At 74.2% G+C, this 10,709-nt stretch carries 9 protein-coding genes; 1 reads left to right on the top strand and 8 read right to left on the bottom strand.

Annotated elements, in window-relative coordinates; all coding sequences use genetic code 11:
* The 3 genes from H9657_RS09255 to H9657_RS09245 form a co-directional block, all read right to left on the bottom strand.
* On the bottom strand, window positions 1-1,708 hold a 1,708-nt coding region (locus H9657_RS09255; protein WP_318241396.1), incomplete at its 3' end, for a hypothetical protein.
* Window positions 1,705-3,579, bottom strand: a complete 1,875-nt coding sequence (locus tag H9657_RS09250; protein ID WP_191782653.1) for an HSP90 family protein — start codon at window positions 3,577-3,579, stop codon at window positions 1,705-1,707. The genes H9657_RS09255 and H9657_RS09250, both read right to left, overlap by 4 nt.
* Window positions 3,580-3,581: 2 nt before the next feature.
* The gene (locus H9657_RS09245) at window positions 3,582-4,124 is read right to left on the bottom strand and encodes a type III secretion system chaperone family protein (RefSeq protein WP_318241395.1); all 543 of its coding nucleotides are present in this window, start codon (window positions 4,122-4,124) and stop codon (window positions 3,582-3,584) included.
* Between the two features lie 384 nt (window positions 4,125-4,508).
* Here H9657_RS09245 and H9657_RS09240 point away from each other — a divergent pair, with 384 nt between their 5' ends.
* On the top strand, window positions 4,509-5,048 hold the full coding sequence (locus tag H9657_RS09240; RefSeq protein ID WP_191782651.1) for a helix-turn-helix domain-containing protein: 540 nt from the start codon (window positions 4,509-4,511) through the stop codon (window positions 5,046-5,048).
* Between the two features lie 465 nt (window positions 5,049-5,513).
* On the opposite strand, the gene H9657_RS09230 is transcribed toward H9657_RS09240, so the two are convergent.
* From H9657_RS09230 to H9657_RS09210, 5 genes are all read right to left on the bottom strand, one after another.
* Window positions 5,514-5,819 carry a type II toxin-antitoxin system PemK/MazF family toxin gene (locus H9657_RS09230; protein ID WP_191782647.1) on the bottom strand — a complete coding sequence of 102 codons (306 nt, stop codon included), beginning with the start codon at window positions 5,817-5,819 and terminating at the stop codon, window positions 5,514-5,516.
* Window positions 5,819-6,058, bottom strand: a complete 240-nt coding sequence (locus H9657_RS09225) for a ribbon-helix-helix domain-containing protein (RefSeq protein ID WP_191782645.1) — start codon at window positions 6,056-6,058, stop codon at window positions 5,819-5,821. Before H9657_RS09225 ends, H9657_RS09230 begins: the two co-directional genes overlap by 1 nt.
* A 114-nt stretch (window positions 6,059-6,172) precedes the next feature.
* On the bottom strand, window positions 6,173-8,209 hold the full coding sequence (locus H9657_RS09220) for a beta-galactosidase (protein ID WP_191782643.1): 2,037 nt from the start codon (window positions 8,207-8,209) through the stop codon (window positions 6,173-6,175).
* Window positions 8,210-8,248: 39 nt separating this feature from the next.
* Window positions 8,249-8,995, bottom strand: coding sequence for a glycosyl transferase (locus H9657_RS09215; RefSeq protein WP_191783002.1), 747 nt, complete (start codon window positions 8,993-8,995; stop codon window positions 8,249-8,251).
* On the bottom strand, window positions 8,995-10,542 hold the full coding sequence (locus tag H9657_RS09210) for a GH39 family glycosyl hydrolase (protein ID WP_191782642.1): 1,548 nt from the start codon (window positions 10,540-10,542) through the stop codon (window positions 8,995-8,997). The genes H9657_RS09215 and H9657_RS09210 overlap by 1 nt, the downstream gene beginning before the upstream one ends.
* Window positions 10,543-10,709: the final 167 nt, after the last annotated feature.

Genomic DNA, 10,709 nt, shown 5'->3' with positions numbered 1-10,709 from the left:
GCCCGCGCGCCGCGGTGTCGTGCAGGTCCGCACGTGCACGACGACGCGCGGACGAGAGGCGGGCGTCGAGCTCGGCACCGGCAGCGTCGACCACGGGGTCGACACCGGGCAGGTCCGCGGCGCCGAAGCGCGAGGGGCCTCCCGCATCGACCGCCGCGACGTCCGGTGCAGGCGCCTCGGCGAGCTCGTCGAGCAGGCCGTCGACCGCGTCGAGGACCGCTGCGGCCGTGCCCGCGGCCACCGCCACGGGTGCCCACGCGACGACGACCGGCACCACGTCCTGCGCCAGGACGCCCCCGGCACGCATCCGGGCGACGGCGCCCGGGTACGTCGCCGCGGCACCGTCCTCGTCGCCGACCTCCTGCGCGCAGCGCGCCGCCTCCGCGCGGGCGAGCCCGGCGTCGGCGAGCCGACCCGCGGCCTGCGCCTCCTCGGCGGCCTCGAGCCAGGCCGTCGCCGCCCCGACCAGGTCGCCCGACGCCGCGAGCCGCTCGGCGCGTTCCGACGCCGACGCGCCGTCGTCGGCCGTCGACCCGCTGGTCGCGCCGGACGGTGCGCCCGGCCGCTGCGAACCGGGACCGGTCACGGCACCGTCCGCGGAGGCACCGGGGATGACGTCCAGGTCGAGCCGGGCGTCGGTCGGACGCGTCCCGCGCGCCCGCGCGAGGTGCCGTGCGTAGCGGTCCGTCCCGTTGCGCTCGTCGAACGCCCGGGCGAGCGCCGTGGCCTGCGCGTCCGCCCACGCGTGCAGCGACGCGACGTCGGTGACGGGGACGTCGTCGAGGTCGACCGGGTGGTCGCCGTGCGACGGCAGCAGCGCCGCCGTCCCGGCGACGACGAACGCGAGGAAGCCGAACCGGTCGTCGGGTGTGTCGGCCTGCACCAGCAGCCGGGCGTCCGACGCGAGCGCCCGGACGGCCCGCGTCGGCTGCCCGCCGCGCGCCAGCAGGAGGAACCGTCGGCCGCGCGCCCCGGACATGTCCGACTGCGCCCCCGCGAGCGCGGCGACGGCACGACGGTGCGCGGAGACCGCGGCGTCCGTGCGCCCGGCGTCGAGGTGCAGGAGGGCCAGCACCGCGAGCATGTCGGCGGGCTCGGTGGCGCACGTCGCGCCGTCGGCGAGGGTCTGCTCGATGAGGCGCGTCGCCTCGTCGACGTCGCCGCGCTCGACCAGGTACGCGGCGCGGTCCGCGGGGTCGCAGACCTCGCACTGCGAGAAGTCGTCGCGCGGCGTGCGCACCCACTCCTCGAAGAGGGCGTCGGTATCGGCGGCGCCACGGGACCGCGCCCACGAGAACCGCTCGTACGCGACGGCGTCACGGCCCAGCCCGGCCACCGCGTAGCGGCGCTCCATGTCCGCGAGGGTCGCGTCGATCTGCGCGGCCGGCACGTCGGGGAAGTCCGACAGGTGCCCCACCATCCACTTGAACGACCAGAACAGGCCCTGGACGTCCATGTCGTCGAGCTGCTCGCCGTGCTGGTCGTACCAGCGCACGGCCTGCGTGAAGGGCAGGTAGGCGCGCTGCACCTCGCCGCCCCACACGAGGGACTCGACGAGCACGAGCAGCGCGAACGCGCGCGCCCGGTCGGGTCCCTCGGCGTCGACGAGGCGCACCTGCTGCTCGGCCGCCTGCGTGCGCGCGGCCCCGTACGGCAGCGCCCGCACGCGGGAGATCTCGCGGTTCGCGTCGTCCAGCGTGCGGGTCACACGTCCTCCTGGGTGTCGTCGGGCACGTGCGTCCCGCCGGGCGCGAGCCCGGCGTCGAGCAGCACGGCCATCGCGTCGTTCATCAGCTCGGCCTCGCGCACCCGCAGCGGCTCACCCGCGAGCAGCACGGCCGTCACGTACAGCGAGCGGACCCCGGCGGCCAGCACCGGGGCGTCCGGTGCGACGCCGAGCAGGCGCCGGACCGTCGGGTTGTCGTCGTTGAGGACGAGCCGCCGCGCGGGCTCGTCGGTGTCACCGGCGAACCCGGCGAGCACACCGCCCCACAGGTCGTCGGCCTGCGCGACCGTCCGCCGCACGTCGCTCGCGTGGCGCCCGTCCCGGTCCTCCAGGAGCACGGCCGGCACCTGCTCGGGGGCGAAGCGCCGCACGACGAGGTCGCAGTCCAGGGGCCGGACGACGTCCCGCGCCGCCTGCACCTGGTCGAGCACCTCGAGCTCGCGGTGCGGCTCGAGCGGTTCGAGGACCTGCGCGACGTCGCGCGCCTGCAGCTCGCGCACCCGCCAGCCCGGGCGGCGCGCGAGCCGCTCGAGCAGGTCGGCGTCGTACACGTAGCCGGCGTTGACGACGGTCATGCCCTGGGCGCGGGCGACGGGAGCCACGCGGCGGTAGTCCTCGACGCGGGTCGTGTGCAGGACGTCGCCGTGCGCGTCGCGCACGTGCGCGAGGGTCTGCTGCCCGTCGGTCGTCTCGAACGGCAGCACCTGGGCCACCAGGTCGAGCACCTCGTCGTCCGTGACCGCCAGCGAGCGCAGCGCGAGGTGGTGGGTCGTGACGACCTCGCGGCTCACGTCCGACGGCGACGTGAGCGTGGCGACCGTCCACGCGCGGACCTGCGCCGCCAGCGACTCCTGCGCGGCGAGCAGCAGGTCGTCGGTGTAGAGCTGCTCGCGCGACGCGGTGGGCCGCAGCGCGCTCGCGTCGACGACGCACCGGACGAAGAACGCCCACTCCGGCAGCAGGTCCTCGACCTGCGTGCCGAGCAGCATGCGCTTGAGGTACACCCGGTGCCGCGACCCGGCGCCGGGCGGCACGGCCGTGGGCAGCACGTACGCGACGCCCGAGAGCCCCGCGAGCGGGACCTCGAGGTCGATGTGCGCGAGCGGCGTGAACCCGAGGCTCCGCTCGCAGTACGCGGCGAGCGCCGCGGTGCGGGCGTCATCGTCCGCGTACGTCGCGCGCCACGGCAGCACCGGCTCGCTGATGCGCCGCCACGCGGTGCCCGCCGCCCCGGGCAGGGGCACCTCGACGGCCACGTCGACAGGCAGCAGCGACCCGAACTCCTGCGCCAGGGCGACGACCGTCTCGGCCGCCGCCCAGTGCTCCATGTCGCGCCGCGCACGCAGCCGCACCGTGCTGCCGGGTGCGGCGACGGAGCCCACGGGCAGGACCGTGAGGTCGTACCGGCCGTCGGCGTGGCCCACCCAGCGCACGGGCGGCGCCGGCGGGTCGAGCGCGGACTGCGACACGAGCTCGATCTCGTCCGCGACCATGAACGCCGAGAGCAGGCCGATGCCGAACTGCCCGAGGAACTCCTCGCGCCCGAGCCCGAGGTCCAGGTCGCGCTTCGACGAGCGCCCGACGGTCGCGAGCAGCTCCTCCGCCTGCCCGGGCGTGAGCCCGACGCCGGTGTCGGTGACCTCGAGGGTCCCGTCGGGACCGGGTCGCAGCCGCACGGTCGCGGGTGCGTCCGGGTCGACGGCCCGGCGGGCGGTGATGGCGTCGACGCCGTTCTGCAGCAGCTCGCGCAGGTAGACGCGCGGTCCCGAGTACAGGTGGCGTGCCAGCAGGTCGACGACGCCGCGCAGGTCGACCTGGAAGGCCCTGCCCCCCGGGCCCGTGTCCTCGCCCACGCTCAGTCCTGCTCCTGCTCCGCCTTCGCGGCGGCGGCCTGCTCCGGGTACGCCTCGTCGAGGTGCTCGAAGAGCTGCAGGCCGGTGGAGATGCCGCACGCGAGCTGCAGGTCGACCTGCTCGTCCGCCACGCCGCGCTCGTAGTCGACGGTGTGCTCGGCGTACACGCCCACGACGTCGTCCTCGGCGCGCACGTACCCCTTGGGCCACAGGTGCGACGCGTTCCACTCGTTGACGATCGTCAGCAGCGCCGGCAGCTGGTCGACACCGACCCGACGGTTCCAGCGCCCGCGGACCTGCAGGTACTCGTCGTCCTGCCCCATGAGGAAGAAGTAGAAGAGGTGACCGTCCCAGTAGCCGCCCACGTCGCCGTCGTCGTCGATGCCGTAGCGCATGTCGCGGCTGTCGAGCGCCGCGGTGATGCGGTCGCGGCTGAGCGGACCCAGCGCAGGCGGCGCCGGCGGCGTCGCGACGGACGTGTCCTTGGTGAAGAAGCCCATGATCTCCCCGGTCGGTGCGTGCGCGGGCCGCCGTCGGCCCGGCACCCGGTGGCACCGCTCGCGACCCGCCCGCAGAGCCTAACCACCACGTCCGACATGTCCGTTCCGCCAGGCGAGGGAATGTTCCCCGGACGGCGGGGAGATCGCCTGTGGACAGCGCCCGACGGGCTCCGGACGCGCCGCCTACTCTCGGCGCTCGACGACGTCGGTCGCCGACGACCGCAGGGGGACCCATGGCAGGAGAGCTGCGCGTCGACGGCGCGCTCCTCGCGCGAGCCGGTGCGGCACCGTCGCCGGTTCGACGCACGGGTCGGCCGAGGCCTCGGCCCGTCACGGGCCGACGACCGGCGACCTGGCGTCGGCCGGGGCCTGTTCGAACAACTCGAACACGGTTACGATCTGTACTCCTCAGCCGGACCGGGAGCAGCCATGAGTTCCGCACTCGCACCTCACACCTACGTCCCCGACGACGCCGACACCGACGAGATCGCCGAGGTCCGCAGCTTCCTGGCAGCACACGCCGCCCGGGGAGCCGACGTCGCTCCGCGTTACCTGCTGGTCGGAAGCGCCGAGGGCGAACAGGTCGAGCTCCCGCGCCCCATCTACGACGCGCTCGTGCTGGTGGCGGAGTCCCTCGCTGCGGGCCGAGCGGTCACCGTGGCCCCTGAGTCCAGGCTCTTGACGACCCAGCAGGCAGCAGATCTCCTCGGCGTCTCCCGGCCTACCGTCGTCCGCCTCGCCGACGCGGGTCTGCTGCCCAGCGAGCGGCACGGCAACCGCCGTCGCATCCGACTCGGCGACCTGCTGGCGTATCGGGACCGGCGTCGCAACGAGCAGTACGAGATGCTCGCGGCCACCTCCGTCGACGTCGACGACGAGGACGACATCGAGCAGGTGCGGGAGCAGCTGCGCGCGGCGCGACACGCGGTCGCGGCGCGGCGTCGAGGCGTCACCGACCGGCACGGGTGACGGGCCGTTCGTGTTCGCCGCGGTGCTGGACACATGCGTGCTGTGGCCGAGCCTGCAACGAGACGTGCTCCTCTCGTTCGCGATCGAGGGGCTGTACCGACCGCTGTGGTCCGATGCCATCCTCGAGGAGCTCGAGCACCACGAGGCTGCGAAGCTCGAGGTCCGCGGATCGACGGCGGAGCAGGCGTCCGCGCGCGCACGAAGGCTCGTGGATCAGATGCGCAGCGCCTTCGACGACGCCTGCGTGACGGGTTGGGAAGGGCTCGAGGGCACCTTCGGCCTACCAGACCAGGACGACGAGCACGTGGTCGCTGCCGCGGTCGTCGGGAACGCCGGCGCGAGCGACGCCTTCACGCCTTCGTCGTCACTCCGCAGGACGACGACCTTCGTCGAGAGGCCTCAGCGGCACGCCGACCTCCACCACGCGCCTGACCCCACCCGCTGCGCCACGCGTCGCCCGACTCGTCACTCCGGCTCCAGGTCGAACGCGAGCGCGATCGCCAGCGCGAGCCGGGCCTCCTGGTCGGGCAGCAGGTAGCCGATCTGCCGTCCGAGCGCCGAGGCGGGGACGGTCTGGACGTTGTCGCAGCTCACGACGCAGTCGTGGTCGAACCCGTTCGCGCGGCCGAGAGGCACCTCGGTGGACAAGCCGCGCACGTCGGTCGTGATCGGCGCGACCGTGACGGTCGACAGGTGGGGACGCACCAGCTCGCGCGTGAGGACGAGGACCGGCCGCGCCCTGTCGAGCTGGGCGACGTGGATGGGCCGCATCAGTCGACCTGTGACGACGCGGGCAGCTGCTGCGTCCACGCGGCGAGCGCGTCGAGATCCGTGCCGGGAGGGTCGCCGCGCAGGATCTCGACGTCCCGCGTCGCGAGCTCGCGCCTCAGGTGCCGCTCGAGGGCGAGCTCGACGACCGAGGCGCGGCTGCGCGCGCGCCCCTCGGCGACGAGCGCGTCGACGGCCTGGACGAGGTCGTCGTCCAGGCGCACGGTGATCTGGATCGTCATCCCGTCATGGTATCGCTCATGGGATTCAGCACGCGTCCCACGTCGACCACCACGTCGTCACCCGACCGTGAGGCGTTGCTGCCGGATCCCGGCAGCAACACCTCACGCCTCTCGTCAGGTCCGCAGGACCAGCACCTGCGCCGGGCCCAGCGTCAGCGGCTCGCCGACCTCGACCACGCGTCCCGTGAGCAGGTCCTCGCCCGCGACCTGCGAGGTCACCGTGACCGGAGCCGACCCGTGGTGCAGCACGAACGCGTAGGTCGTCCCGTCGGGCGCGACGCGCCGCGTCACCTCGACGCCCGCGTCGTCCGCGTGCGGGCCGAGCAGCCCGTGCCCGGCCAGCACGTGGCGCAGCACGCGTGCGACGCCCTCGTCGTCGAGCCCCGTCGCCACGTGCCACGCGGACCCGTCCCCGCGGCGCGCGCGCGTCACGGCGGCCCGTCCCGCGTAGAAGTCGCTGCCGTACGTGCCGACGACCTGCGTGCCCGCGTCCGGCACGAGCAGCTCGAAGACGAGCGTCGCGTCGTGCGTGGTCGCCTCGCCGTCCAGGTCGAGGGTGACCGGGTTCGCCGCCCCCGGCACCCCGGAGTCCGTCTCCTCGACCCGCGTGCCGAGCAGCGGGTCCAGCGGCGGGACCCCGCAGTACGCGTTGTCGTCCTCGTCGACCCGACCGCCGTAGAACGTGGTCACCAGGGTCCCGCCGCGCTCGACGTGCGCGGTGAGCCGCGCGACCACGTCGCCCTTGAGCAGGTGCAGCACGGGGGCGACCACGACCTCGTACCCGGACAGGTCCGCGGTCACCGGGACCACGTCCACCTCGGCGTTCGCCGACCACAGCGCCCGGTGGTACTGCAGCAGCGTCTGCAGGTAGGAGACGTGCCGGTTGTAGCCGTCGGTCATCTCGACCGCCCACCACGAGTCCCAGTCGAGCAGCAGCGCGACACGGGCCGGCGTGCGCGCCCCCAGCAGCGCCGCGCCGGTGCGCGCCAGGCCCGCACCGAGCTCGGCCGCCTCGCGGAACACCCGGGTGTCCGTCCGCCCCGAGTGGTCGATGAGCGCGCCGTGGTACTTCTCGCACGCGCCCTTCGACTGCCGCATCTGGAAGTACAGGGTCGCGTCGGCGCCGTGCGCGACCGACTGCCACGTCCACAGGCCCAGCACACCGGGCCGCTTGACCGGGTTGACGTCGCGCGACGCGGTGGTCGACGGCGTCTGCTCCATGACCCAGAACGGCTGGCCGCCCTTGAGCCCACGCATCGCGGCGTGCGTGGCGGCCATGCGGGCGGCCGTGCGCAGCGGGTCGTCCGGCAGCGGCGGGTAGTTGTCCCACGACACGAAGTCGAGGTCGTCCGCCCACCGGTGGTAGTCGAGGGGCTGGTAGAAGCCCATGAGGTTCGTCGTCACGGGCACGTCGGGCACGTGCGCGCGGATCGCCGCCTTCTCGGCCACGAATCCCTCGCGCAGGCGGTCGGTCATGTAGCGGCGGTAGTCGAGCGTGATGCCCTGGAACGCCGTGTGGTTCGGCCCGCGCCAGTGCTCCGAGAGCAGCGACGGCGGCACGACCTCCGCCCAGTCGCCGAAGACGTGCGACCAGAACAGCGTGTTCCACGCCTCGTTGAGCCGCTCGAGCGTCCCGTACCGCGCCCGCAGCCAGTCGCGGAAGCCGGCCGCGCACAGGTCGCAGTAGCACGCGCCGCCGTACTCGTTGCCGACGTGCCACGCGACGACGGCCGGGTGGTCGCCGTACCGCTCGGCGAGCCGCCCCGCCATCGCCACGGACAGCCGACGGAAGTCCGGCGACGACGGGCAGTGGTTGTGCCGCTGCCCGTACACGTGCCGCCGTCCCTCCAGGTCCACGCGGCACGCGTCGGGGTACGCCCGCGCGAGCCACGGCGGCATCGCACCGCTCGGGGTCGCCAGGACGACGTCACGCCCCTCGGCGTGCGCGCGCTCCACGATCGCGTCGAGCCGCGCGAAGTCGTACGCGCCCTCGCGCGGCTCGGTGTGCGCCCACGCGAACACGCCGACGGTGAGCGTGGTGACGCGCGCGAGCGCGAACGCCGCGTGGTCCTCGTCCCACACCTCGACGGGCCACTGCTCCGGGTTGTAGTCGCCGCCGTAGCGGAGATGGTCGCTCGCGGGCAGGGACATGGCGCACCTCACGGGTCGAGCAGGTCGGACGGGGTCAGGTCAGGTCGGGTCGGACGTGTCGGCCGGGTCGGACGCGGCGGCCGGGTCGGACGCGTCGGCCGGCCCCGCGGTGAAGCGTGCGGTCGCGTCACGCACCACCGGCTCGGTGGTGGTCATGACGGCGAACGCCAGCAGCCCGGACACGATGACGAGCACCCAGTCCGACGTGAACAGGACGATGCCGAAGCTGAGCACCAGCAGGGACAGGACTCCCAGCGTCACCATGGGCTTCGCGGCCAGGTAGTAGGCCGACAGCCGTGCGACGTCACGCGTGCGCAGGCTCAGGTGGGAGGACAGCGCGAGCGCCACCACCGCCCACAGCAGCACCGCCACGGCGATGACGACGAGGACGATGCCGTAGCCGGCGGGCACGCCCGCGGTGTCGAGGTGCGCGAGCGAGAACCCGACCACGGCCAGGGCCACGACGGTCGGGGCCCACCAGCGCAGCACGTCGAGCGCGTTGAGCCGGTACCCCCGCCAGAAGTGCCGCGCCGGGCTGAGGTCCCGCTCGGCGACGAAGCGCCGCCACGCGAACACCCCGGCCGCCAGGGCCGGACCCATCGGCAGCGCGAGCAGCGCCGCGATCCACACGTTGGCGGCGTCGTCCCGCAGGAACGGCACCAGCAGGAGCGGCACTCCCCCGGTGAGCACGACCAGACCGCACACGACGAGCACCCACAGCACGACCGCGGCACCGCGCGACAGCGGGCCGTCGCCCACCTCGTCCAGGTCGCCGGGGCGGGCCATCACGCCCGCCCGCGCTCGTGGCGCGCGACGAGCCTGTCGTCGTCGGCGCCGAGCAGGCGGCGGTCGTCCAGGCCCTCGTGGTGCGCGGGCGCCACGGGCGTCAGCTCGACGAACGTCACCTCGTGGCGCGCGAGCGTCAGGTCGAGCTCGACACGGCCGTCGGCCGTCCGCGCGACGTCGTGCTCGACGGACGGCCGCGCGCACGCGCGCAGCAGGTCCAGCTCGCGGGCCGTCGGGGACATCGGGCGGCCCATCTCGCGCCACGCCGCGAACGCGTTGCCGTCGTGCTCGTTGACGCGCTCGCGCAGCACGAACGCCGCGTCGCCACGCACGGGCAGCGACAGCTCGACGCGGTGCTCGGCTGCGACGTCGGCGGCGTCCGTGCCACCGACCGGCTGCCAGGCGAGCACCGTGACGCGCCCGTCGGGGTCGGCGCACACGAGGTGGTCCTCGCCGCGGGCCAGCACGTCGCGGCCCATGCGGGCCATGAAGGCGTAGAGGTGGTAGGTCGGCTTGGCGACCTGCCGGTGCGTGAGCATGCCGAACCCGCCGTGGAAGAACGACGTCGGGACGTCGGCCTCCTCGAAGACGTCGCAGAACGTCCAGTAGGAGAACGAGTCGACGACGTCGCCGCCGCCCGCGAGCACCGGGGCCAGGAACGCCGCGTTGTACGCGGTGTCGTGGATCGGGTTGTCCGGGCGGTAGGACGTGTTGAACTCGGTGATGTGCACGGGCAGGCCCGCCAGGGGCGTGCCTGCCAGGTACCGGCGCGGCGCGTCGAACTGGTGGAGCAGGTCCTGCGGCGGCATCTGCGTCTGGTAGACCCCGAACGGGATGCGCTGCACGGGACCGGACGAGTACGCGTGCCGGCTGACGAAGTCGATCGGCACGTCACGGCTCGTCACGAAGTCGGTGAACGGCGCCCACCACTCGTCGTCGGAGCCGCCGCAGATCGCCGGGCCGCCGACCTGGAGGCTCGCGTCGACGTCCTTGATCGCGCGCGCCGTCTCCTCGTAGAGCCGGAAGTACGCGGGCTGGTCGGCGTCCTTCCAGAACACCGTGAGGTTCGGCTCGTTCCACACCTCGATCGGCCACTGCCGGACCTCGTCGATGCCGTACCGGTCGATCTGGTGGCGCAGGAACGCCTGCACGAGCGCGACCCACTCGCCGTGGTCGCGCGGGGGCGTCACGTTGCCCTTCCACCAGAACACGGTCTGGTCGCCGGACGCCAGCTGCGAGGGCATGAAGCCCAGCTCGAGGAACGGCCGGATGCCGACCGACAGGAAGAAGTCGTGCACCTGGTCCACGTAGCTGAACGCGTAGCGGGTGTGCGTGCGGCCGTCGATCTCGTCGGTCCGCAGGACGCCCATGTCGTCCGACAGCACGCCGTGCCCGCGGATGTGCCGGAACCCGATGTCGCGCTGCACCTGCGCGAGGGAGTCGCGGTAGTCGGCCCGCAGGGCGAGGTTCATGCGTCCCGTGCCGACGCACGCGCGCCAGGCGTCGGGCAGCGGGCCGGTGGGCTGGGTGGGGACGACGATGCGCACGGGGGCGACCTCCAGGCGACGGTGACGGGGGGCGACGGCGTCCGCGGGGGGCGGACGTGCGGACCACCCTCGCACGTCGCGGGGGCGACGGCGGGCAGATGGTGCGGGGGCTGCACCGGGCAGCGAGAGGCCCGGCCCCCGCGCCCGCCCGGGCCGGGCGACGGGGG

The sequence above is a fragment of the Cellulomonas avistercoris genome (assembly GCF_014836445.1).
Taxonomy (GTDB): domain Bacteria; phylum Actinomycetota; class Actinomycetes; order Actinomycetales; family Cellulomonadaceae; genus Cellulomonas; species Cellulomonas avistercoris.
Note: the sequence above shows the minus strand (reverse complement) of the source record. Positions and strands in the feature narration are given on the sequence as shown.

Coding starts and splice junctions, on each gene's coding strand:
- H9657_RS09215 (WP_191783002.1), bottom strand. CDS start 8,995: ATGGCCCGCCCCGGCGACCTGGACGAGGTGGGCGACGGCCCGCTGTCG.
- H9657_RS09230 (WP_191782647.1), bottom strand. CDS start 5,819: ATGCGGCCCATCCACGTCGCCCAGCTCGACAGGGCGCGGCCGGTCCTC.
- H9657_RS09225 (WP_191782645.1), bottom strand. CDS start 6,058: ATGACGATCCAGATCACCGTGCGCCTGGACGACGACCTCGTCCAGGCC.
- H9657_RS09220 (WP_191782643.1), bottom strand. CDS start 8,209: ATGTCCCTGCCCGCGAGCGACCATCTCCGCTACGGCGGCGACTACAAC.
- H9657_RS09240 (WP_191782651.1), top strand. CDS start 4,509: ATGAGTTCCGCACTCGCACCTCACACCTACGTCCCCGACGACGCCGAC.